The sequence below is a fragment of the Snodgrassella sp. ESL0324 genome, from assembly GCF_013344955.1.
In the GTDB taxonomy this organism is placed as follows: domain Bacteria; phylum Pseudomonadota; class Gammaproteobacteria; order Burkholderiales; family Neisseriaceae; genus Snodgrassella; species Snodgrassella alvi.
Genome location: NZ_JAAEDS010000008.1, coordinates 1 through 22,986, shown reverse-complemented (window position 1 = coordinate 22,986; position 22,986 = coordinate 1). Strand labels below are relative to the sequence as shown.

The window sequence follows — 22,986 nt, the reverse complement described above, 5'->3', positions numbered from 1 at the left end:
TAATTTTTTTGAATTATATCTTTATTGGTATTGATAGCTTAGCTGCCATTTAATTAATCTTTTTTCTGCAGATAAAAAATACCTACGATTAATATTTACTAACTTAAAATATTTGAAATTATATAAATAAAAACACATATATAACCGAGGCAGATTTTATTCTAATTTAATTATTTAAAGGCTTTCCGAATAAAATTAATCTAACTAAATCACGTAATCCACCATCTCCGGCAATCTGAACATAGTCAACCGCTGAGGTCTGAACCATACTGTCTGAGCCGGCTGCAATGACAGCGTACGAAACTCGGCCGGCGACAGCCATACCTGTATACGCTGATTATTATCCTCCCGGCGCAACCATAACCTTATTTGTGCACCGATAGCATGTATTTTTTCTACGCATGCACTGGCAATTACATTATCCTGAATATGAGTTAATACCTGTACTTCCTGAGGCCGGATATAAACAGCTACATTCTGACGGGCTTTTTCTCCTGTGGTAATAGGTTCATGATAATGCCCCAGACACAATTGTCCGTGTTCAATACAGGCATCTTCAAATACATTAACCTCACCCAGAAACTCGGTAACAAATACATTTTCAGGATTATCATACAAAGATGAGGCAGCTCCGCTTTGCTCAACTTTTCCCTGATTCATCACTACTATCTGGTCGGCCATTTCCAGCGCCTCTTCCTGATCATGTGTAACCAGTACACTGGTAATCCCCAGCTGATGATGAATTTCCAGCAGCCACTGGCGTAATTCCTTGCGCACCTTGGCATCCAGTGCACCAAACGGCTCATCCAGCAGCAGCAGCTTTGGTCTTGTAGCCAGAGCACGTGCCAGAGCAATACGCTGGCGCTGACCTCCGGATAGTTGCTGCGGATATACTTTAGCCAGCCAGTCAAGCTGCACCAGTTGTAATAATTCATGCACCCGGGCAGCTATTTCTGCTTTATTCGGGCGAATGCGTTTAGGCAGTACCTGTAAACCAAAAGCCACATTATCAAATACGGTCATATGTCTGAATAAGGCATAGTGCTGAAACATAAATCCGACCCGGCGCTCACGCACATGCAGATTACTGACCTCATCATCAGCAAAAAACAGCTCACCTGAATCTGCGCGTTCCAGCCCGGCAATGATGCGTAACAAGGTGGTTTTTCCACAACCGGACGGACCAAGCAATGCCGTCAGTGAACCGGTTGGTACCTGCAGATTAATATTCTGCAAGGCATGATAATCACCATAATATTTATTTAATTGTTTAATACGAATACTCATAATCGCTACCCAGCACGGTACTTTACTTATTCAGTCGCTTACTGCAATCTGCTCGCGCCGTGCATCTTTGAACAAACGTGTCTGCCGCCAGTCGAGATACTTCTGTAATACCAGCGTGCATAAAGCCAGCAAGGCCAGTAAACTGGAAACAGCAAATGCCCCTACCATGTTGTATTCGTTATACATCATCTCTACCAGTAAAGGCATTGTATTGGTTTCACCGCGGATATGGCCTGAAACCATGCTGACAGCCCCGAATTCACCCATTGCACGGGCATTAGTCAGAATAATGCCGTAAACCAGAGCCCATTTCAGATTGGGTAATGTGACACGCCAGAACATTTGCCAGCCACTGGCACCCAGTATCAGTGCAGCCTGTTCTTCACTACTTCCCTGAGCCTGCATTAAAGGGATGAGCTCACGCGCCACAAAAGGGAAAGTAACAAACAGAGTCGCCAGCACCATACCCGGTACTGCAAAAATAATCTGTATTCCATGTGTTTCCATCCAGCCACCGAACCAGCTGTCACTACCGAAGAGTAAAACAAACATCAGACCCGCCACGACCGGTGAGACTGCAAATGGCAGATCCAGCAAGGTTGTCCATAACTGTTTACCACGAAATGAAAAATGGGTTAACAACCAGGCCATTGCCACACCTAGTATCACATTCACTGGCACAACAATAACAGTAATCAGCAAGGATAAACGAATGGCAGAGAGTGCCTCTTCATCAGTCAAAGCAGCCAGATACAATTGCCAGCCCTTTGCCAACGCAAAACTGAATACCGATAACAGCGGCAAAAGTAACAGCAAACCTAGACACAGCAGCGTTATGCTTATCAGCAAGTAGCGCAGCCAGCGCGGCTCGGTAAGCAACTCATTGGTTTTAACTGTGCTCATCAGTATCGCCCCTGCATACGCCGGCTCAGACGCCATTGCCACAAATTCAGCATAAACAAAATGGTAAAGGAAATTATTAGCATAAATAATGCGACTGCTGCCGCTGCAGGCAAATCAAATAATTCAAATTTACTGACAATAATCAGCGGCAGAATTTCTGATTTAAATGGCACATTACCGGCAATAAAAATTACGGAACCGTATTCTCCGGTAGCGCGTGCAAAAGCCATACCTGCCCCCATTACCAGTGCCGGCAAAACTTCCGGCAGCAGTACCCTGAATACAATGGTTAATCTGGAAGCGCCCAGAATAGCCGCAGCTTCTTCATATTCTCCTGATAATTCTGCCAGCACTGGCTGTACTGCGCGTACGACGAATGGCAGGCTTACCAGCAACAATGCCAGCCAGATACCTGCCGGTGTAAATGCTATCTGCAATCCAAACCGGGTTAATAACGCACCTATCCACCCTGTAGGTGCATATAAGGTAGCCAAAGCCACCCCTGTTACTGCAGTAGGTAAAGCAAACGGCAAATCCACCAATGCATTAACCAGATCCTTACCCCAGAAGTGGTAACGTACCAATACCCATGCCACCAAAGTTCCCAGCAGCACACTGGCCAGCATTGCCAGTAAAGACATTTTCAAAGTCAGCCATACCGCAGCAAGTGTCCTTGGTTCAGAAATGACTTGTATAAAACCATGCCAGCCCAGATCAGTAACAGTCCATACCAGCATCGTAAATGGCAACAGCACCAGTACTGACAGCGATAACACACTTATGCCGAGACTAAGCGAAAAACCGGGCAGTACAGATGGCTGTTTTAAAAACAGCATAACCTTCTCTCCCACAGACCTGGCAGGCACAAACAATACCGGTAGCTGTATCAGACACACCGGCACACATTGGAAGCATCCTGTTCGGGCTATGTTCCAAGCGCAAAATACCAACCACAACAAGAAAATGAATTAACAAGTCAAAAAAAACAGAATGTAAAAATAAATTCAATCATTCCGTTAAATCAGAATCAGCCAACAATATAAAAGGCTGTTTGGGTGATTGAGAAAGAATATATTTTTGTAACCTAAGAAGCTGAGGTTATAACTCTTATCAAATCAGTAGTATTGCCCGTACCATCACCACGTAATATCATGGACACAGGTTATTCAACATAAACACAAGTCTGCAAAAGCGAGAACACAATGCCAACATCACTTCTGGACGAGCGTAAAGATGCGCCCTTGTCGGCAGATATCAAATTCCTGACTGAAGCACTATTTAACGTCCTGCAAAATGAAACCACAGCTACTGTACAAACTGTATTGCGCCAGCTCCTCAGTGGTAATCAGCCACAAACCATCATTCAACAGGTGGTGCCTACCCTGGATTTACAACAACAGCAAGATTTGATTCGTGCATGCAGCCTGTTTGCACAAGTACTGAATATTGCCGAAGATGCCCACCATGAACGGCGGCGACAGGCATATGAAAATGACAGACAGCATCCCGGACGCACCAGTTTTACTCATGTTATCAACCAAATTCAGCAACAGCAGATTAGTGCTGCGCAACTGGAACAGATTTTGCAGCAAACCAGTATCAGTGCAGTGCTAACCGCTCATCCGACTGAAGTACAGCGCCAGTGCATTCTGTGCTTTCAGCGTCATATCCGCACTATTCTCAGTGAATATGACCATTCTGATCATCACTATAACGAACAGCTAAAGCAACAGGCTGAAGCTATTCTGCTGGCTTTATGGCAGACTGATGAAACACGCCATTTCAAAATCAGCGTAAGTGATGAAATTTATAATAGCGTTACCTATTTTCCATTAAGTTTTTTTAAAGCGGTACCAGCTCTTTACCGCAAACTGCAACAGCAGCTCACCAGCGCATATCCGCAAATAACTCTTCCTGATGTACTCAGTATCGGTGGCTGGGTTGGCGGAGATCGTGACGGTAATCCGTATGTTAATGCAGATACTTTACAGGAAGCTTTCATCTTTCAGGGTGATACTTTGTTAAAGCATTATCATCAATGTCTGGATGAGCTGCACCAGCTGCTGCCGCTTTCTTCTCGTCGCGTTCAGATTGACAGCAGCGTGTATCATATGGCCGAGCAGTCACCGGACACCGCAACGGCTCATAGCGAAGAACCATACCGCCGTGCTCTTACCTATATACAGGCACGCCTGAATGCCACCTCACGGCAACTGAATATTGCTCCACACAACCAGCATCATGGTCTGCCTCCATATAAACAACCGGCGGAACTTTTGCAGGAGCTTAATAATATAGCCAGCTCTTTACAACAAAATGGCAGTGCCCTGCTCACACAAGGCAAACTGGCGGACCTGATTCGTTCTGTTTCCCTGTTCGGTTTTCATCTGATGTCCATCGACTTGCGTCAGCATGCAGCCAAACATGCCGAAGTTGTAGCCGAGCTGTTTACACACGCCGGTCTTGAAACATTTGAGACATTAAGTGAAGCAGCCAAACAGCGCGTTCTGTTACGTGAATTAAGCACCCAGCGCCCGCTATACAGCCCTTATATTCAGTATAGTCCGCACACCATGCGTGAGCTGGCTATATTCCAGACTGCGGCGAATATTAAAAATAACTATGGTGAAAGCGCTATCAATCAGTGCATTATTTCTAACGCCGAAACCGTTAGCGATATATTGGTGGTAGCGTTATTGCTGAAAGAAACCGGTTTACTCAGCATCAGTAATGAGAAACCGACCAGCCGGATTAATATTGTTCCTCTGTTTGAGACCATTGATGCCTTGCATAATTGCATCAGTATTATGGATAAATTGTTTAATCTGCCCTGGTATCGTGCTTTTTTGCGTAGTCGTGATAACCTGCAGGAAATTATGCTGGGCTACTCCGACAGTAATAAAGATGGTGGTTATGTAACCAGCCAGTGGTCACTTTATCAGGCTGAGTCGAGACTGGTACAACTGTTTGGTCAGCACCATATCCGTCTGCGCCTGTTTCATGGCCGCGGTGGCAGTGTCGGTCGCGGTGGCGGACCTTCATTCGACGCAATCATGGCACAGCCGGCTGGCAGCGTAGCCGGACAAATACGCATTACTGAACAAGGAGAAGTTATTACCGCCAAATATGCTGATCCGACCAATGCAGAACGTAATCTTGAAGCACTCATTGCTGCTACTCTTGAAGCTACTGTTTTACCCATGCACAACAGTGAGCCTGACAGCGAACTGATGAATGCATTGTCTGCCAGCGCATTCACACATTACCGGCAATTAATTACCTTCGCGGGATTTATTGATTATTTTCTGCAAACCAGCCCGATTCAGGAAATTGCGAGCCTGAATATTGGCAGCCGCCCCGCCAGCCGGAAAACACTGGCTAAAATTCAGGACTTACGCGCCATACCATGGGTATTCTCATGGACCCAGAACCGCCTGATGCTGCCGGCCTGGTACGGTTTCGGTAGTGCAGTAGCGGAACTGATTGAACAGGACAGCACCAATCTGCAACGATTACAGCAGCAGGTTAAAAACAGTCCGTTTTTTCAAACCATGCTTTCCAACATGGATCAGGTCATGGCCAAAGCCGATCTCACTATTGCTGAGGCTTATGTAGATCTTGCCAGTGATCAGCAAGCTGCCAGAACCATTTACACCATGCTTTCTGAAGAGTTTGAACGCAGCCGGCAGGCTTTGCTTAATATTTTGCAACGTCAGCATTATCTGAGTGATAACCGCACTCTGGCACGTTCTCTGGCCTTGCGTATTCCTTATCTGAATGCACTGAACTGGTTGCAGATACATCTGCTGCAACAATTACGCCAGCAGCCGGATAATAGTGAGATACTCCAGCTCATCCATCTGACAATTAATGGTATTGCACAAGGGTTACGTAATACCGGCTAGATATCATCCTCTTTTGTGGACAGTATTTCCATTCTGTCCGCTCATCACCAGTACATATAACTTGAATTTTTCCAATGAAATATATACTTTTATATCCAAAATAAAATACTTGGATACTGATATATAAACATATTTAATTTTTATAAAAATCAGTGCATTAAAATTAATAAGTAAAAGTGATTATAAATCTGTTACAGTCGCTTGAAATCGATATACAACGACCCAATTTAATCATATAACTTACCCTTTTGCAGAGGAAAAAATATGCAACCGGAAAACAATACCGAAAACGAAACACAGGTTAACGATAATACCGAAACCACAGAACCAATCGTTGCTCCTGAAGCTACCATAGAAGAGTTACAGGAACGTGTTAGCGAACTTGAAGGGCAACTCAAAGACGAACAGTTACGTTCACTCGCCAATGAACAAAATCTGCGCAGACGTCATCAGGATGAACTGGAAAGCGCACACAAATTTGCAGGACAGAAATTTGCCAGTGCTATGTTGCCAGTTAAAGATTATCTGGAAATGGCCCTGCAAGATCAAAGCGGTAACTTTGACGCACTGAAAATGGGCGTACAAATGACGCTGACCGAATTACAAAAAGCTTTCGATCAGTCTAATATTAAAGAGATCGATCCTAAAGCCGGTGACAAACTTGATCCGCACCGTCATCAGGCCTTGCAAAGTGTAGAAAGTGAACAAGAACCCAATACAGTAGTTTCGGTAATGAAAAAAGGTTATACCCTGTCCGACCGTGTATTACGCCCTGCTATGGTAACTGTAGCTAAAGCTGCTGATACAGAATAAACTGTATTTTCTAAAAGCCGTCAGACATACTGTTGTTCTGACGGCTTTGTATATAACGATTTTATATATATTCAATAAATTAACATCTATAAAATATTTTCACTTCAGCATCGAGCTCAAAAACGCCTGTGTTCGTGCATGCTGAGGATTAGCAAAAAAGCTGCCGGCTTCACCAGCCTCAACAATCACACCTTTATCCATAAACAGCACCTTATCGGCCACCTCACGCGCAAAACCCATTTCATGAGTGACCACAACCATAGTCATTCTGTCTTCAGCCAGTTGCTGCATCGTTTTCAATACTTCGCCGGTTAATTCAGGATCAAGAGCTGAAGTAGGTTCATCAAACAGCATAATTTGCGGCTGCATAGCCAGTGCACGGGCAATAGCAACCCGCTGTTTTTGTCCGCCGGATAATTGAGACGGGTAATAATCCTGTTTATTAGCCAGACCAACCTTGCGCAACAACTCCTGTGCCAGCGGAACAATCTCATCACGCTTCATTTTTTTCACAGTTATTGGTGCTTCAATGATATTTTGTAATACGGTCATGTGCGGAAACAGATTGAACTGCTGAAAAACCATACCCATCCGAGTACAGATTTTTTTTATCAGACCTTCAGATACATAATGGGCACGATTGTGGATATTGTTCTGTACCAGAAAATCATTTTCAATGGCAATACTGCCCGCATCTATCTTTTCCAGATAATTCAGACAACGCAGTAATGTAGATTTGCCTGAACCGGAAGAACCGATAATGGCAACTACTTCTGAGCGTGCTACCTGAATATCTACACCTTTGAGTACTTCAGTATTACCAAAAGCCTTATAAATACCGCGAGCATCTATCATTAAATCAGTCGTCGTAGCGTGCATAGCGTTTCTCCATTTTCTGGAAGCCCCAGGTCAGAATCAGAGTCATAATCAGGTAGAATGCAGCCGCCACAAAAAACGGCATCAGATTAAATTCACGCTGTACCAACTGATAAGTTACCCGCATTACATCCTGTAATGCCAGCACATATACCAACGATGTATCTTTAACCAGTGTTATCGTTTCATTGCTTAACGGCGGCAGAATTTTTTTCCACATTTGTGGTAAAACAATACGACGCATGGTTTGGCCGTAGCTCATCCCTAATGTCTTTGCTGCTTCATACTGTCCCTTACCTACCCCCTGAATTCCGGCACGGAAAATCTCTGCAAAATAAGCAGCATAGTTAAGCACAAACGCTACTACCGCTGTAGTATATGCCGGCAGTAAAATATTAACTGCCGGTAAAGCAAAGTAAATAAAGAAAATCTGTAGCATCAAAGGTGTGCCGCGCATCACCCAGATATAAAAATTAACAATATAATCCAGCGCCCTGATTCCGGAAAGGCGCAATAATGCCAATACCAACCCTAACGGAATAGACAGTAATAGAGTAATGGCAAACAGGCTCAGAGTAATTTTTGCTCCTGTCCAGAGTTCAGGCAGCATATTTAACACATAATTCATGTGTATTCCTTAAAACAACAATAACGCTGCCTGAATAAATTCTATTCAGGCAGCGTTGATTCCAAAGTAAAACAACATTTATTTAATGATGTCTTTACCGAACCATTTTGTAGCAATTTTAGCAGATGTACCGTCTGCTTTCATACTATCCAGAGCCCCTTGAATTTTTTGCTCCAGAGCCTGATCATCTTTACGGAAGGCAACAGCATATTGTTCCGTACCAAAATTATCACCTAATACTTTATATTCATTAGGTTTTTTTGAAACATAATAGCGACCGACCACTTCATCTACAACCAGTGCATCTACACGTTTGGCGGATACATCCATTAATGCTGTCACATTATCTGCATATTTCTTCAATTCTTTGAATGATTTGGCTGTATTCTGATCAGCTTCTACTGCATCAACAGCACTACTGCCATCCTGAACCGCCACAATTTTACCATTCAGATCAGCTTTAGTATTAATTCCGCTATCGGGACGGACAACAATAATCTGATGATTGTCCATATACGGTTTGGATAATAATAATTGCTGCTGCCGCTGTGGAGTAATGGTTAATCCGTTCCACAGCATATCAACACGTTTACTGTTAAGCTCCGATTCTTTGGCACTCCAGTCGATTGGCTTAAGCTCAACATTCAGACCGGCACGCTTGGCTGCTTCACGAGCCATATCAATATCGAAACCAACCAACTCATTTTTTTCATTACGAAAGCCCATAGGCGGAAAGCTGTCATCCAGCCCCATTACTACCTTTTGACCTGTACTCTCACCGGAGCCGGAAGCAGTACCTGAGGCAGATTCACCACCACAGGCAGCTAACGCCACCGCAACCACAGAACCAAATAAAAAATTACGTATGGCGTTTTGCATATATAAAGTTCCTGATTTAAAGGTAATAGATAATTGTGTCATACACACTATACCGGAATTTTTTAACACTTTCATCTGCCGGCAATCAGGTACTTACTGCAAATACCAGAACACATAGCAGACAAATACCAAGTTATTATTGGTATTTTATCTCTGATTCAACATGAACCGTGCTGATACTAACCATGAAGATTCACTGCGATATTATGCGGCAGCCGAATGCAACGCATGATGATTCATACGAAAAAACAGTTTACCATCCTCTTCAATACGCCGGATGGGCCATTGATATACTTCACTCAGCAAAGCAGATTGCATAACATCCTGAGGTGTTCCTGAAGCAACTATCTGTCCTTCATTCATTAATACAATAAAATCAGAATGATTTGCTGCCATAGTTAAATCATGCAGTACCATAACAACAGAAAAATCAGCGTGATGCTCATGCAGATAATGCATCAGTTGGTGCTGATGACGAATATCCAGATGATTACATGGTTCATCAAGCAGTAGTAATGGTGCATTCTGAAGCAGCGCACGTACCACATTAGCACGCTGCTGTTCACCTCCAGATAAACTGCCTATGCGTTGCTGTGCCAGTGAGCATAAGTCGAAAACATCAAGTAACTGCTGGAGCTTTGCTGCGGGTGCCCGGGCTTTCTTAAACCAGCCACCCTGAGGAGAGCAACCAAGCTGCACATACTCAACTACCGTAAGCGGCAAATTATATTGTCCGTGCTGACCCACCCATGCAATCTGCCGGCGCTTTAAACTATTGTCAACCGGTTCTCCAAATAATTTGACACCGGCACCATGCAGGCCTAACAGTGCACGCAGTAAGGTTGACTTACCGGCGCCATTCGGCCCGATAATGCTGATATGCTGATTGGCCGGTAAATCAAGTTGTGGTACCGATAAAATACAACGGCCACGTGGTTGTACATGTACATTGCGAATGGTAAATAAATTTTCCATATCCAGATCCTAGCGACGCAATGGTTGTAAAAACAACCACAGGAAAAATGGTCCGCCAAGTAAAGAAATTACGATACCTACAGGTAAATCAACCGGATAACTCAGCCAGCGCGATACACTGTCTACCAGCAGCAAAAATATTGCTCCCAGCCAGGCAGACAACAGAATAATTTTACGCCGACTGCCGCCGCGATTACGGGCAACCACATTCGGTACCATCATACCCAGAAAACCAATAATACCGGCCATTGATACCGCTGCTCCGGTTAACAGAGCAGAGCCTATCACTGCCCATATCCGGGTACTCCCGACAGCAACACCCATACTAATGGCTGTTTCTTCTCCCAGCATCAGAATATCCAGTCGCCTGCCCACTGCCACCAGAACACACAATCCCAGCAGCATTACTACCAGCGCATACCATGGTGAAGTAAAACCGGATTCAGCCAGACTGCCAGCCAGCCAGCTAGTTGCACTGCGTAAAACCATATCATCCGACATAAACAGAATCATGCTTACCAATGCACCACAAAAGGCACTGATAACAAAACCCATCACCAGTAGCCCTAATGTTCCTCCGCCTAGTAGACGATGTACCGTCAGAATCAGAACACATACCAGCAAAGCCCCCAGAAACGCAGCCATTGGTACTGTTACAGCACCCCAGCCACCAGCCAGAACGGCAATAACCCCCAGTGCGGCACCACCGGAGGTACCTATCAAGCTCGGATCCGCCAGCGGATTATCAAATAATGCCTGCAATGCAGCACCGGAAGCAGCCAGTGCGGCACCCACTATCAGCGCTACCAGTACTCGCGGCAGCCGGATACCTAGTGTTATCTCATCCATGGATTGCGGCCATTGCCAGCCACCCATACCCAGTCCCAGACAAAACCAGCTCAACAGTAAACTGAATAATATAGCGGCGATAAACCAAACCAGTTTAGGCCAGAACGCACTTTTCACCCTATTGTGATCAGGCGTACCGGCCGTTTGCTGCACTTGCGTCATAATTATTGTGCCAGTTTATAAAGTTTAGGAATAACCTGCGGAGTATTCAGGCCATAACGAAAAATATCATTTGACGGCATAAAATAGATTTTCTGTTGTTTTGCGGCTGGAGAAGCAGCAATTTCCGGCCGTTTAATCAAACCCTGCACGCCGCCTGTCAGTTTTTGGTTACGTTCGGCAATCAGAATGATATCCGGTTTCGCGGCCAGCCATGCCTCGCGTGACATCGGTTTCATACCTTCAATAGCAGCGGCTGCATTAATACCACCAGCCCGCCTGATGAGTTCATCCGCAGCAGTACCCCGACCGGAAACATAACGACCATCATAGCTAATCAGATAGCGCTTACCGGTTTTCGGCATCTGTTTCACCTGACTGAGCCAGCGATCTGCCAATGCATTGGCTTCTTTACTCTTACCAATAAGCTGCCCAATCTGGCGAATACCGGCCGCATAGCCATTAATATCATCCTTTGGCGCAACATTCACTGCTTTAACACCTACCCGGTTCAGATTGGCGTAAATACTGGTTGGCTGAGCCATCCACGAACCCAGAACAAGAGTTGGTTTTCTGGCCGCAATCGGCTCTACACTTAAACCGTGAAACAAGCCTATACTGGGCACATTTTTTAAAGCCGGATTAGTAGAAGCCATCTCGCGCCCTACTACTTCTTTAGCACTACCCAACTCCACCACAATATCTGCCACATCAGGCGTCAGCGTAACAATACGAGCAGCAAACGCAAATGGAAAAGCAGCGCACATAGCCGCTGCCAACAGTAATTTTTTCATAATCCACCCTTTAATTACTCATATTACAATGGCAGATATCCATATTCCTAGTAATTTATGATTTCACCATAACTACAAAATGCATATCTGCCCCGGCTACTTAGCCTGCTAACAAGCCATCCATCAGCTGATGCCATGATTGCATTTCATCATTACCTTCTTCACGGCGACCAAAAATTTGCACCACAGTTTGACGATTTTTGTCGAAACCTTCTATACAAGTAACATAACCTTCACTGATCGGACGACGTACCACCCAGGTTTCCACAATATCACTATCGCGCAGATGCAAATCAAAGCCTTCTTCCGGTACTTTGGCATCCAGTACATTCAGATAGCCATGTGAGCGCACTACATTGTGTAGTTTACCAGTCTGAATCTGCACTAAACCACGATTACCGACAAATACCATAATTTCCAGATTATTTGCCTGAACATACTGCAGAACTTCTTCCCATACACTGCGATCGACCTGCTTAGTGCTGCCTGCCGGTGCATGACGGTAAGACTGCTGGCGGTCAATTTTAAAAGTCTCCAGCAAACCACCAAAATGATGTACATCTTTCAGCTCATTCCAGCGCTCCTGAAAGGCCTGCTCGCGCTCTGGTGACAATGGTTCCGGTATCGTTACATTAATTTCCGGTGCCGGCAGAAATTCCGGTTTGCCACTGGTTGCGAATTCATCAATCAGAGCCTGCCATGCGTCCAGTTTAGTTTCATCACGCATGAAAACTTTTTCAATACTCATGCCGTATTCGTCATAAAACTGAATCGAACGCATGGTTCTTTCACCAATCACCACAGTTGTAGCGATAGCATGATGCCAGTTATGCAGGAAAAAACGTAAATCCAGCCCGCCCACATTCAGCGCCAGCCCTGTACGCGCAGTCAGCGTTACATGTTCATAAACACCAACTTTTTCATGTACTGCGGCATCATTACGCACCACACTCAAAACTTCTCCCAGGGTTTCCAGCTTAAGTACCAGATCGCGAATCCGGCTGCCCAGATAAACAGAGTCCGGAGCATCTGCCATTAATGCGCCTTCACTCACACCCAGATCAGCTGCTGCCTGACGCGGAAAGTACATTCCTCCTTCGACAGTTGCCTTTTTATCCAGATATTGTTGCCATAAACTCATGTCTCGTTCCTTTACAAAGTTATTATTGATAGTGATTTAGCAAATAATTCAGCTAATTATTTTAATTTCAGATTTATTTAAAAGGTGTAGCGCAACCCTACATTAAATGTCCGTCCCGGAGCTGAATAGAAATCAGCATTGTCTCTGGTTAACTTAGTCGCATTGCCGTCGCTTTGCCCGGAAGTGCCCGACTGACTGTTTACATTCGGCATCATGTAAGCAATATCTGCCCAGTTCCAGTATTTCTTATTAAAAACATTATTCACACCAGCACGGAAACTCAGATGCTTAGTTGGTTTCCAATAGCCACCCAAATCAACCAGCGCGTAATTTCTGGACGGATTATAGTAACTTGTTCCTTTTGGAACATTTTGAATGTCGCTATCATCTTTTTTCGCCACATAGGTTAAATCAACATTGGCTCCCCACACTTCCTTATCATAGGCAAGACCAAGTTTCACTTTAACCGGCATCACTGAGTTAAGCGGTCTGTCTACGCCTTCCTGGCGAATCGAGCCACGCGAATAGGCTATTGAACCATTTACTTTCCAGTCTGGCGCGAACTTCCAGCGTGCATATGCTTCACCGCCGTAAATATGTGCCTTACTGAAATTCTGTGCCTGCAATACCAGCGTCTGTTTACTGCCCGGACGACTCCATACAGCATCAGCCGGTAGCTTCACCACATCAGAAATATTTACATAATCAATAAAGTTTTTATAGTGATTATCAAATCCGGCTATACCGTATTCAAAAACATCATTTTTACCGCGTAAACCAAGCTCAAAATTATTTGCAGTTTCCGCTTTCAGATTCGGATTACCCCAGGAACTGTAGTTTCCCGGATTCCATGAAGAAGCCAGCTGCTGAGATGATGGCGCATTAAAACCACGGGCATACTGAAAATACGGTACCAGCAATGGAGTAATCTGATACGAAATACCCAGACGAGGTGTTAATGCACTTTGATGTTTTTTGCGCAATTCACCGATTTCACCATTGATACCGGTTACAAAGCCATTGGAATTAGGCTTCATATTATAGTAAGCAGCCGATAAGCCCGGACTGACAACCAAATTGCCCCATTGCAGATCTGCATCTATATACGCACTGGCCCGAATAGTAGTGTTATCGGCATTAGGCTTCGATCTGGCATAATATCCTTGCCAGTCACTAGTTAATTCATGGTGCGCAAAACTCAGACCATAGCGCCATTCCTGACTCAGACTACCTGTATCAAAATGCGATGACCAGTCTGTTGTCAATCCCCATACTTTATCTTTATTGGTAAAGTCAAAAACGCAACGATTATTCCGGTCAGGAACCATACTGGTACAGCCTTTGACATAGTCACGCCGGGTACTTGAATCTGTTTTAGTCTGTTGCCAGTAAATCTGAGTTTTACCTGATTGAATCAATCCCTCATCACTATGATAATCATGTCCCAGTGAAAACCGTGTTTTCTTGTTGTCATCTATACCGCGTACATCAGTATAGGTACTATTTACCTGAGACAATGAATCAGTCCACTGATTGCGGCTCAAATATTCAGCAGTAAAATTCAGGGTATTTTTGTCATTAATATCAAATTCGTGCTTAGTAAGAAAATACCGGCTATTGTGATCAACAGGGTCTGATTTAGTACGCAAAGCCCCTTTGCCGCCAATATTACCCCGGTTATCCACTTCATCACCTTTACGGTAAGTACCCAGTACCATTCCGCGCCAGCGGTCACTTCTCATTGCACCGACACCTGTTACCGCTGTAGATTTATCCACACTGTTATACTGAGTATCAATATAACCACCCTGATCTTTATCCTGCAAAATCTCATCAGGGGTAAGTGTGTGCATAGCAACAACACCGCCCAAACCAAAACCACGGGCATTTTTACTGATATCAACACTACTGAGCGCGGAAACATCCATAAAATTACCACGACCGAAAATCGCATACTGTCCCGTATGCTTCATTTCATTTGCTTCAGGCAACTCAATTCCATCAATGGTCATACCAACCCGGTTACCACTTAAACCACGAATATTGACACTGTCATTACCCTGTCGTGTACCCTGAGTATCCAATACCTCTACACCCGGAACATCTTTTAATGCCGTTTTTAAATCCACCGCACCTTGTTTCTTAATAGTATCTGCCTTGACTTTAGTATCTTTGAATACACTTGGCGTAACACGTTTACCCTCAACATGAATTGTTGGCAAATGAGCTTCGCCTTCGGCATAAACTACTGCAGGAAAGCCGATATAAGCTACAGCCAGCGCAATAATCTTGGGTGAGCGGCGCATATTAAGTTAACCCCTTTTGACACAAATTAATATAAAGATGCCGCATTGTAATCAATAATGATTCTTTTATACAAGTGCAAATAGGAATTATTCTTATTAATTTTAAGTCATATTTTTCTAATACTGCTCAGCTGCTTTTTATAATATTTTTTATAAATGATCGTAAGCATAAATATGTTTTAAATCCGGACATATCGGCCTTGCAAAAATATAATTTTTTATTAATATAAAAACATCACTTCCTCATAATTATTAAAAATTACTCTTGTATAAAATTATACAAACTTTGTTTTAGGTTATTTTATATTCTGAATTTATCTTTCAGAGTAATAAAAAATTTATTTTATCAATTATATTATCAAAATAAAATTTGCTGAATTCTATATAATAAGTATCTCTCATCACCACTTACTGTCGGTTTACCACTGCATGATTCAGATTATTATTTTTTTAACATTCTAAATGTATCAATGAGAACCAGACAAATACAAAACACTTCCTGAAACCATCATATCATAATTAAAATCACACATCCGGATTACAAAACACAGCAGCCTGCTACCAGAACTTAATCAGGCTATATTACAATTATTCCATTATTTATATTGATTATCACAGACAGCCATGCAACTTGATCGTACTCTTCAGTATCAGATTCTTACCGAACTTACCGATTGTTTTCCGAATCCCTCATCGCAGGAATTTTTTGACCAGTTAGTAACACAACATAGCCTTGATCATGTACTGGGCAATCTTATCTATCTGGACGGACACGGATTAATCCGGTTAAAAATCGATCAGGGATTTAATTATAAAGAAATTCTCTGGACACTAACCGAACCAACCGTAAAGGCATTTGATTTTCTGGCAGACGATGGTGGTTTAGCAGCTATTCTGCAGACCGGAACAGAAAAACCGAATAATAAATAGGCAAATTCCTAACTTGGTCAGAAAATTTAATAAAAATGAGACATTAAAGTATATAAAATCATTTGTTTTTATGTATTCTAATGGTAGAAATGTATTTAGTTTGGTAAATTACAGATTCTGAATTATTGTTAACTGATTCATATTGCTTTTTTCTGTAAGATTACGAAAGAAAGTAATATAGCAGGTGATTATCTTGCATAAAAGTACAAACCTTCATATCTTTTCGCTCAAAGAGAAAATCTATCTTTTTTTTTCATCATTTTATTACCACTTATTAGCATTCGCCTAAACATTTACTATTATCCCTCCTCATCACAAATCCAGAGCATCAATCAGGAAATCTTTCAGCTTTCATTACAACAGCAAGAGTTACTACAGCAGCCTGAAAATTATGAGAATAACTGCAAGCGTCAGCAAATAAAGCAAGAAATTAAAAAGCATAATTTCGCACTTACATATGCCAGACCACTCGCTACCGGCGGCATAGTTAGCGGTATTATGTGTCTTTTTTCCGGAGTAGTTGCTTTATTCCTGATTCAGCATTTGGGTAGAAAAGCAGATAAATCTTTAAAACAATTGCGCATTAATTTTACTCGTGCGTCGCATATGATACAGGCAATTTTGCTGATATTGCCCATCAGTCTTATTCTGTCTTTTTTATTCGTTTTCATAATACTTACTGATGGTACAAGACCGGAGAAGGCAATCATCCCTCTGTTTGTTGTAGCAGGATTATGCTTTTTCTATTTACACAGATATAACAAACAGGATAATACAGGAACAGCCAGAGTAAGCGGTGTGCTGATCACGACTGAAACCAATCCGGAATTATGGAAATTAATTAGGGAAATTGTACAAAAGCTTGGGTTAAACGCTATGCCAAACCATATTGTACTTTGCATAGGAAATGGCTTCAGGGTAAGTAATAAAGCAGTTCGTCTGTATCCGGACAGAATAGTATTAACAGGAAATACTTTATATCTGGACAGTACTTATATTAATTATTTAACCTTAGCAGAATTATCCAGCATAATTGCGCAGAGATTAAGTCATATTGCCAGTAATGATTTAAATGTATCTGCAAATTTTAATCGTCAGATTGATAAGTTAACTGAAACAGCTAATTTTTTATACCAGAATTATTTATCCTATTCTTTATTCGAAAATTATTTATTCTACCCTCCGTATTTGCTAGCCAAATATTTTTATTGTTCGTTCAACAAAGCAATTCATTGGTGGTATCGTTCCACAGAAGCTATGGCGGATTTAAATGTTTTAAAAGTTACCCATAAAGAGCAATTTGCTTTAGCCTTAAGTAAAATGCATCTTTTGCAAACACGAATTAATCAGGCATTGGAAAATTATTACTATAAAACACATATAAACTTTCTGCCTTTAGATTATGTTACACACTATGTAGAACACTCAGAAACACCATCGCTTAGCAAATTTCTAAAAAAATCACCTTCTGTTTATGCCCGGCACCCAACTTTAGCTCAACGACTGTCTTACATTAAATATGGCGAATTAAACCGTTTGAGGGGTTTGCTCATCAACATTAGTCCAACCACGCTTCTGAAAGATTTATTTAGTAAAGAACTAAACATCCTGCAATCAGATTATCAAAATGATATACAGGAAACAGCAGAAACTAAATTAAATTATCTAAAACATATCAGTAGCCAACATCAGGAAACCATTACCTTAAAACAGGGCGGAATAATCAGATCGTTTCTGCGATCCCTGCTGGCTGGTCTGTTTATCTTAATAACATATGCTTGTATTACAACTGATAAAGCACATGATTCAGAGTGGCTGATAGGTGTCATTATCCTCTCAATGATCAGTGCTTTTTGCTTATTCAGATGCTACAAAATGTATAAAAGCATTGGTTCAGCACTACTTACCATGAAGCCACGCGGATTAATTCTTCCCTGCTTTGATAAAGCTATTCCATGGAAGCAAATAGACTCTTTTGAGATAACTGGCCAAATGTACAAAAAGCTAACTCTTTATCTCAATCCAGCATTCAAACCGGGAGAATTCAAACCATGTAACGCAAAAATAAAATATAACAAACGAAATAATCATATCCAGATAACTGCATATGAAATCAGAGGCAAATTAAAGTTACCGGATTGTGAGTCTTTAATATCAGACTACATAACAGTTGCTCATGCCCGAATAGAGCTGCAGTTATTTATGCAAAACAAAAAATAATCAGTAGATTATGGGTAAATTCATTATTATTCCTATTATTCTGCTTCTTCAGATGGCCGGCTATATATTTCTGTTTTATGAAAATAAACATGGACATGCTGATTTTCCTATTGAATGGGTCATATTTAACATTTTGGGAATTTTTAATCTGATTGTATTGGTACTGTCTTATTTTCTTTTTTTTAATTCTGAAAATAAAATTTCTTTTTGGTGGATTCCTGTAACAATAGCTGTAATTACTATTATCAAACTGATTATTCAATATATAAGATTGGCTATGGGTGAATTCTAAATTTATTAGCACAAAACGAGACAAGGAAAAGAGAAAAATTTATCTTTTGCAATAATAGAAAGAGAAGAAGGTAATATAACCGATATAAAATCTTTTATTAATTATTTAACTTTAGCAGCATAATCGCACATAAATTAAATCACATTGCCAGAAATCATTTAAATGCATAAGCAAGTTTTAATCATCAAATTGTAAGTTAACTAAAACAATTGATTTATTAAAAAATTATTTATTTTATCGAATATATCTGCCATCTAAACATTTTTTATCATTCATTTAACTGGACAATTTATCAATGGAATCGTTCCAAAGAGTTTATGGCAGATTTAGATGCTTTAAAAATGATTCCTAAATAGCACTTTACCTTAGACGTATCTTTTGCAGGAGCCAATTATTCAGGCATTGGAAAATTATTATTACAAAACAGATATAAATTATCTGACTTAGATTATGTTACATATTATGCAGGAAAGTCAGAAACACTATCACTTAGCAAACTACTTAAATAATCACCTTCTGTTTACAACCGATACCCGAATTTAGCTCAACGGCTGTCTGGTATTAAATATTACCAGCCTAAATCATTGAATATTTTACTCATTAGCATTACTCTAACCAGGCTTCCGGAAGATCCATTTAATAAGGAATTAAGCATTCTGTAATCGAATTACCAAAACGATGTACAGGAATTAGTAGAAATTAATCTAGATTATCAAAAAAGCATCATTAATGATCATCAGGAACCCATTATCCTAAAACCGGGCGGAATTATCAGATTATTTATGCGATCCCTGCTGGCAGGTCTGTTTATCTTAATAATATATGCTTGTATTACAACTGATAAAGCACATGATTCAGAGTGGCTGATAAGTGTCATTATCCTCTCAATGATCAGTGCTTTTTGCTTATTCAGATGTTACAGAATGTATAAAAGCATTGGTTCAGCACTACTTACCATGAAGCCACGAGGATTAATTCTTCCCTGCTTTGATAAAACCATTCCATATGAGCAAGTAAACACCTTTGAAATAACTGATAAGATGTACAAAAAGCTAAATCTTTATCTCAATCCAGAATTTAAACTGGGAAAATTTAAACCATGTAAAGCAAAAATAGAATATAACAAACAAAATAATCAAATCCGGATAACTGTATACGAAATCAGAGGCAAAATAAAATTACCGGAGCGTGCTTCTTTAATATCAAATTATATAAAAATTGCCAAAGCCAGAATAAAGCTGCAGTTATTTACAAAAGAAAGATAATCCGCGACATAAACGACAATAAATAGTAAGCAGAAAAAATTTATTCAATATATATTTATTGAAAACAACTGTATACTATAGTTGTCAGTATATCTTATAGCTGGTTCAATTTTTTTCTGCTAGTTGTCTGACTTTCTTTTAACCTTTACCGGTTAATTTATCCGGGGTGCCGCTGGCTGAGATTACACCCGTAGAACCTGATGCGGTTAGTACCGCCGAAGGGAGTATAAAACACGCTTTTTTTCGAATAATAAGTCTGTTTTGTTACTCCTTAATATATTATTTATTAAAGAAGCTTTTATGCCTTCGTTTCAATCATTCACAGAAGCCTGTCAGGATGAATGGAACCGCTATATTCAGCATGATTTTATCCGTCAACTTGGTAAAGGAATATTAGATAAATCGTGTTTTCAGCATTATTTAAAACAGGATTATCTTTTTTTTAATTCAGTTTGCGCGTGCATGGGGACTCGCGGTTTATAAAAACCATGATGTATTTGAAATACGCAAGGCATTAGCAGGTCTCAAAACTATTATGGATACTGAGCTGGAATTACATATACAGTATTGTAATGAATGGTGCATCAGTGAACAGAAACTTAGTACTCTGCCCGAAGCCAAAGTAAATATTGCATATTCACGCTATATACTTGATGCCGGACAACAAAGGGAATTACTGGATTTACATGTTGCACTGGTACCATACTTAATCGGAGATTAATTAATTTTATATCTAATACTGTTTTTAACCAGTCAAAAAAATGGAAAATTTTTATTGTGGGTATAAACAGTAATTCAATGATACTAAAAAAATCAATTACAATTGGTGTTAATATTTTTCTTTAATATTATATATTTTATTAATTAATATTTATAAAACTAAATGTATTGATTGTGAGAAATTAAATGGATCAAAATGAAAAGAAAGTACAATTATTGAATACTAAATCTGAGGAAAAAAATTACCAAATATCCGCTTATTTAAGTAATTATATCAAAACCAATCCGGTAAAAAGTATAACAGCAATTATTTTAGGGATTGGTGGAATACTATTACTATTTTTTTTCATGTATATCGGATTTATGCCCGATGTTACATTAAACTCTATAACATCAGTTCTCTATGCTATTTCTGCTTTAGGTATACTTACTTTTTTATCTCTTATATTTTTATTAGCACTACCGATATTATATAGCCTACATGACAAAGAAATTCAAAAAATAAATAAATGGTCTTTATTGTTTTTAAATTTTGTTGCCGTAATTGTTTGGTGTTGTTTTTTATCTTATAATTTTAAAATAATTGGTCGTACAGCTTTTTTTATTGATCTTTTAATATGTGTATGTGTGGTTATATTGACTAGAATTTCAATTCTAATTGATATTATTAAAAAAGTATATCATATATTAATAAAAAATAAAAAAGGAAATATAAAACAAGAAATTATTACTTTATTAAAAGAAATTAAAGAATTCAATAAATCATATTTAATTTTTTTTAAGTTAATATTTGTTTTAATTTTCCCAATCTTTGTATTGATTAATTTAATTTTAAATAGTCAATTAAGCAATGAAACAGAATGTACTATACTGGTATTTTTTTTAGTTTTTCTATTAATTTATTCATTTATTTCTGTTGCTATAACTACCGCTAAAGGAACCCTCTTAGACAAAATTAAAGCTAGTTTATTTTTTTCAGCTATTATATTTTTAATCATATTATTTCATTATGATAGCTTATCTTTTACATTTTTAAATACTTTTAAAAGATTAGGGTTAGGAGAGATTAATTCAGCACGAATATCAGTTACAAAAGAAACCTGTCAAGAGATTAATCAAACATTAGGAAAAAAAGTATGTGAAAATCAATCTGTTAATTCTTATGTACCAATCTGTCCAGTTAAAATTAAATCTCGTATAGGTAATCAGGTAGTTCTTGAATTTTTCTCTTTGATCGAAGTTAGTCAGAAAGAAAAAAACGACACAAATAACAACAGCACTTCTAAGAATAAATACTATTGGTTAACAAGTAAAAAGATTGATAACAGTGAAGAAAATATCAGAATGACTCAACTAGTTATTGTGGATAAAAATAAAATTAATGCTTTACAACCTCTTACCAGAATAGAAGAAAATAATTTTGAAACAATTAAAGAAATGACTATAAAACAAAATACCATGTTAAATAAGAACAATCTCGGACATACTTCTAATAGTGATGATAATCAATATTTAAAACTGGTTACATTGTATGATGCTCTACAGAATCTACGGTCGGGTGGTCAAATATCTGGTATAGACGAATTTTTACTAAATCATTGTAAAGAAATTGATGCTTCTGATAAAAATAGTGGACTTGATTAGAGTTAATAACTATATAGCTAAAACAACTGTATACTATAGTTGTCAGTACATCTTATAGCTTGTTTAATTTTTTCTGCTAGTTGTCTGACTTTCTTTTAACCTTTACCGGTTAATTTATCCGGGGTGCCGCTGGCTGAGATTACACCCGTAGAACCTGATGCGGTTAGTACCGCCGAAGGGAGTATAAAACACGCTTTTTTTCGAATAATAAGTCTGTTTTGTTACTCCTTAATATATTATTTATTAAAGGAGCTTTTATGCTTTCATTTCAATCACTCACAGAAGCCTGTCAGGATGAATGGAACCGCTATATTCAGCATGATTTTATCCGCCAGCTGGGTAAAGGAATATTAGATAAATCGTGTTTTCAGCATTATTTAAAACAGGATTATCTTTTTTT

General features: G+C 39.9%; 20 protein-coding genes, 1 pseudogene and 2 riboswitches. Of the genes and pseudogenes, 10 read left to right on the top strand and 11 right to left on the bottom strand.

Features of this window, described 5'->3' with window-relative positions; all coding sequences use genetic code 11:
• Window positions 1-204: 204 nt before the first annotated feature.
• Genes GYY70_RS01515 through cysT form a run of 3 tightly spaced genes read right to left on the bottom strand, consistent with a single transcriptional unit; the run spans window position 205 to window position 3,026 of the window.
• A complete protein-coding gene (locus GYY70_RS01515) occupies window positions 205-1,287 on the bottom strand; it encodes a sulfate/molybdate ABC transporter ATP-binding protein (RefSeq protein WP_174829702.1) in 1,083 nt (360 codons plus the stop codon).
• 30 nt (window positions 1,288-1,317) lie between these two features.
• Entirely contained in the window at window positions 1,318-2,190 is an 873-nt protein-coding gene (gene cysW / locus GYY70_RS01510) for a sulfate ABC transporter permease subunit CysW (RefSeq protein WP_174831016.1), read from the bottom strand.
• The gene (cysT, locus tag GYY70_RS01505) at window positions 2,190-3,026 is read right to left on the bottom strand and encodes a sulfate ABC transporter permease subunit CysT (protein WP_025329851.1); all 837 of its coding nucleotides are present in this window, start codon (window positions 3,024-3,026) and stop codon (window positions 2,190-2,192) included. The genes cysW and cysT overlap by 1 nt, the downstream gene beginning before the upstream one ends.
• 366 nt (window positions 3,027-3,392) lie before the next feature.
• Between cysT and ppc the strand changes: the two genes are divergently transcribed.
• On the top strand, window positions 3,393-6,095 hold the full coding sequence (ppc, locus tag GYY70_RS01500) for a phosphoenolpyruvate carboxylase (RefSeq protein WP_174831015.1): 2,703 nt from the start codon (window positions 3,393-3,395) through the stop codon (window positions 6,093-6,095).
• A 264-nt stretch (window positions 6,096-6,359) separates the two neighbouring features.
• Entirely contained in the window at window positions 6,360-6,908 is a 549-nt protein-coding gene (gene grpE / locus GYY70_RS01495; RefSeq protein ID WP_174831014.1) for a nucleotide exchange factor GrpE, read from the top strand.
• Window positions 6,909-7,007: 99 nt separating this feature from the next.
• Here the strand turns inward: grpE and GYY70_RS01490 are convergent, their stop codons facing one another.
• The 8 genes from GYY70_RS01490 to GYY70_RS01455 all read right to left on the bottom strand — a co-directional run bounded on the left by GYY70_RS01490 (window position 7,008) and on the right by GYY70_RS01455 (window position 15,515).
• Window positions 7,008-7,763, bottom strand: coding sequence for an amino acid ABC transporter ATP-binding protein (locus tag GYY70_RS01490; RefSeq protein ID WP_100115618.1), 756 nt, complete (start codon window positions 7,761-7,763; stop codon window positions 7,008-7,010).
• Window positions 7,764-7,767: 4 nt separating this feature from the next.
• Entirely contained in the window at window positions 7,768-8,412 is a 645-nt protein-coding gene (locus tag GYY70_RS01485) for an amino acid ABC transporter permease (RefSeq protein WP_037393149.1), read from the bottom strand.
• Between the two features lie 78 nt (window positions 8,413-8,490).
• Window positions 8,491-9,291, bottom strand: a complete 801-nt coding sequence (locus tag GYY70_RS01480; RefSeq protein WP_174831013.1) for an amino acid ABC transporter substrate-binding protein — start codon at window positions 9,289-9,291, stop codon at window positions 8,491-8,493.
• Window positions 9,292-9,495: 204 nt separating this feature from the next.
• A complete protein-coding gene (locus tag GYY70_RS01475) occupies window positions 9,496-10,266 on the bottom strand; it encodes an ABC transporter ATP-binding protein (protein WP_174831012.1) in 771 nt (256 codons plus the stop codon).
• A gap of 9 nt (window positions 10,267-10,275) precedes the next feature.
• Complete coding sequence (locus tag GYY70_RS01470; RefSeq protein WP_025329844.1) at window positions 10,276-11,277, bottom strand: iron ABC transporter permease; 1,002 nt, start codon at window positions 11,275-11,277, stop codon at window positions 10,276-10,278.
• A 2-nt stretch (window positions 11,278-11,279) separates the two neighbouring features.
• A complete protein-coding gene (locus tag GYY70_RS01465; protein ID WP_174831011.1) occupies window positions 11,280-12,068 on the bottom strand; it encodes a hemin ABC transporter substrate-binding protein in 789 nt (262 codons plus the stop codon).
• Between the two features lie 100 nt (window positions 12,069-12,168).
• Window positions 12,169-13,209, bottom strand: coding sequence for a ChuX/HutX family heme-like substrate-binding protein (locus tag GYY70_RS01460; RefSeq protein ID WP_084547601.1), 1,041 nt, complete (start codon window positions 13,207-13,209; stop codon window positions 12,169-12,171).
• A 77-nt stretch (window positions 13,210-13,286) separates the two neighbouring features.
• Window positions 13,287-15,515 carry a TonB-dependent hemoglobin/transferrin/lactoferrin family receptor gene (locus GYY70_RS01455; protein ID WP_174831010.1) on the bottom strand — a complete coding sequence of 743 codons (2,229 nt, stop codon included), beginning with the start codon at window positions 15,513-15,515 and terminating at the stop codon, window positions 13,287-13,289.
• A 624-nt stretch (window positions 15,516-16,139) separates the two neighbouring features.
• Here GYY70_RS01455 and GYY70_RS01450 point away from each other — a divergent pair.
• From GYY70_RS01450 to GYY70_RS12300, 8 genes and pseudogenes are all read left to right on the top strand, one after another.
• Window positions 16,140-16,445, top strand: a complete 306-nt coding sequence (locus GYY70_RS01450; protein WP_037393141.1) for a hypothetical protein — start codon at window positions 16,140-16,142, stop codon at window positions 16,443-16,445.
• 606 nt (window positions 16,446-17,051) lie between these two features.
• Window positions 17,052-18,665: a M48 family metalloprotease gene (locus GYY70_RS01445; RefSeq protein WP_174831009.1), complete on the top strand. Its 1,614-nt coding sequence runs from the start codon at window positions 17,052-17,054 to the stop codon at window positions 18,663-18,665.
• Between the two features lie 10 nt (window positions 18,666-18,675).
• Window positions 18,676-18,957, top strand: coding sequence for a hypothetical protein (locus GYY70_RS01440; RefSeq protein WP_174831008.1), 282 nt, complete (start codon window positions 18,676-18,678; stop codon window positions 18,955-18,957).
• 782 nt (window positions 18,958-19,739) lie between these two features.
• A complete protein-coding gene (locus tag GYY70_RS01435) occupies window positions 19,740-20,222 on the top strand; it encodes a hypothetical protein (protein ID WP_174831007.1) in 483 nt (160 codons plus the stop codon).
• Between the two features lie 152 nt (window positions 20,223-20,374).
• A riboswitch (TPP riboswitch) is annotated at window positions 20,375-20,464 on the top strand.
• A gap of 58 nt (window positions 20,465-20,522) precedes the next feature.
• Entirely contained in the window at window positions 20,523-20,705 is a 183-nt protein-coding gene (locus GYY70_RS11980) for a hypothetical protein (RefSeq protein ID WP_202984434.1), read from the top strand.
• On the top strand, window positions 20,653-20,943 hold the full coding sequence (locus GYY70_RS01430; RefSeq protein WP_370521131.1) for a hypothetical protein: 291 nt from the start codon (window positions 20,653-20,655) through the stop codon (window positions 20,941-20,943). Before GYY70_RS11980 ends, GYY70_RS01430 begins: the two co-directional genes overlap by 53 nt.
• A 185-nt stretch (window positions 20,944-21,128) precedes the next feature.
• Window positions 21,129-22,586, top strand: coding sequence for a hypothetical protein (locus tag GYY70_RS01425; RefSeq protein ID WP_174831006.1), 1,458 nt, complete (start codon window positions 21,129-21,131; stop codon window positions 22,584-22,586).
• A 109-nt stretch (window positions 22,587-22,695) separates the two neighbouring features.
• A riboswitch (TPP riboswitch) is annotated at window positions 22,696-22,785 on the top strand.
• A gap of 58 nt (window positions 22,786-22,843) precedes the next feature.
• A pseudogene (locus GYY70_RS12300) lies at window positions 22,844-22,986 on the top strand (thiaminase II); the annotation flags it as partial.

What these genes read in the sequence shown, in the direction of transcription:
- GYY70_RS01515 (WP_174829702.1), bottom strand. Translation starts at nt 1,287, where the DNA reads ATGAGTATTCGTATTAAACAATTAAATAAATATTATGGTGATTATCAT.
- cysW (WP_174831016.1), bottom strand. Translation starts at nt 2,190, where the DNA reads ATGAGCACAGTTAAAACCAATGAGTTGCTTACCGAGCCGCGCTGGCTG.
- cysT (WP_025329851.1), bottom strand. Translation starts at nt 3,026, where the DNA reads ATGCTGTTTTTAAAACAGCCATCTGTACTGCCCGGTTTTTCGCTTAGT.
- ppc (WP_174831015.1), top strand. Translation starts at nt 3,393, where the DNA reads ATGCCAACATCACTTCTGGACGAGCGTAAAGATGCGCCCTTGTCGGCA.
- grpE (WP_174831014.1), top strand. Translation starts at nt 6,360, where the DNA reads ATGCAACCGGAAAACAATACCGAAAACGAAACACAGGTTAACGATAAT.
- GYY70_RS01490 (WP_100115618.1), bottom strand. Translation starts at nt 7,763, where the DNA reads ATGATAGATGCTCGCGGTATTTATAAGGCTTTTGGTAATACTGAAGTA.
- GYY70_RS01485 (WP_037393149.1), bottom strand. Translation starts at nt 8,412, where the DNA reads ATGAATTATGTGTTAAATATGCTGCCTGAACTCTGGACAGGAGCAAAA.
- GYY70_RS01480 (WP_174831013.1), bottom strand. Translation starts at nt 9,291, where the DNA reads ATGCAAAACGCCATACGTAATTTTTTATTTGGTTCTGTGGTTGCGGTG.
- GYY70_RS01475 (WP_174831012.1), bottom strand. Translation starts at nt 10,266, where the DNA reads ATGGAAAATTTATTTACCATTCGCAATGTACATGTACAACCACGTGGC.
- GYY70_RS01470 (WP_025329844.1), bottom strand. Translation starts at nt 11,277, where the DNA reads ATGACGCAAGTGCAGCAAACGGCCGGTACGCCTGATCACAATAGGGTG.
- GYY70_RS01465 (WP_174831011.1), bottom strand. Translation starts at nt 12,068, where the DNA reads ATGAAAAAATTACTGTTGGCAGCGGCTATGTGCGCTGCTTTTCCATTT.
- GYY70_RS01460 (WP_084547601.1), bottom strand. Translation starts at nt 13,209, where the DNA reads ATGAGTTTATGGCAACAATATCTGGATAAAAAGGCAACTGTCGAAGGA.
- GYY70_RS01455 (WP_174831010.1), bottom strand. Translation starts at nt 15,515, where the DNA reads ATGCGCCGCTCACCCAAGATTATTGCGCTGGCTGTAGCTTATATCGGC.
- GYY70_RS01450 (WP_037393141.1), top strand. Translation starts at nt 16,140, where the DNA reads ATGCAACTTGATCGTACTCTTCAGTATCAGATTCTTACCGAACTTACC.
- GYY70_RS01445 (WP_174831009.1), top strand. Translation starts at nt 17,052, where the DNA reads ATGATACAGGCAATTTTGCTGATATTGCCCATCAGTCTTATTCTGTCT.
- GYY70_RS01440 (WP_174831008.1), top strand. Translation starts at nt 18,676, where the DNA reads ATGGGTAAATTCATTATTATTCCTATTATTCTGCTTCTTCAGATGGCC.
- GYY70_RS01435 (WP_174831007.1), top strand. Translation starts at nt 19,740, where the DNA reads ATGCGATCCCTGCTGGCAGGTCTGTTTATCTTAATAATATATGCTTGT.
- GYY70_RS11980 (WP_202984434.1), top strand. Translation starts at nt 20,523, where the DNA reads ATGCCTTCGTTTCAATCATTCACAGAAGCCTGTCAGGATGAATGGAAC.
- GYY70_RS01425 (WP_174831006.1), top strand. Translation starts at nt 21,129, where the DNA reads ATGGATCAAAATGAAAAGAAAGTACAATTATTGAATACTAAATCTGAG.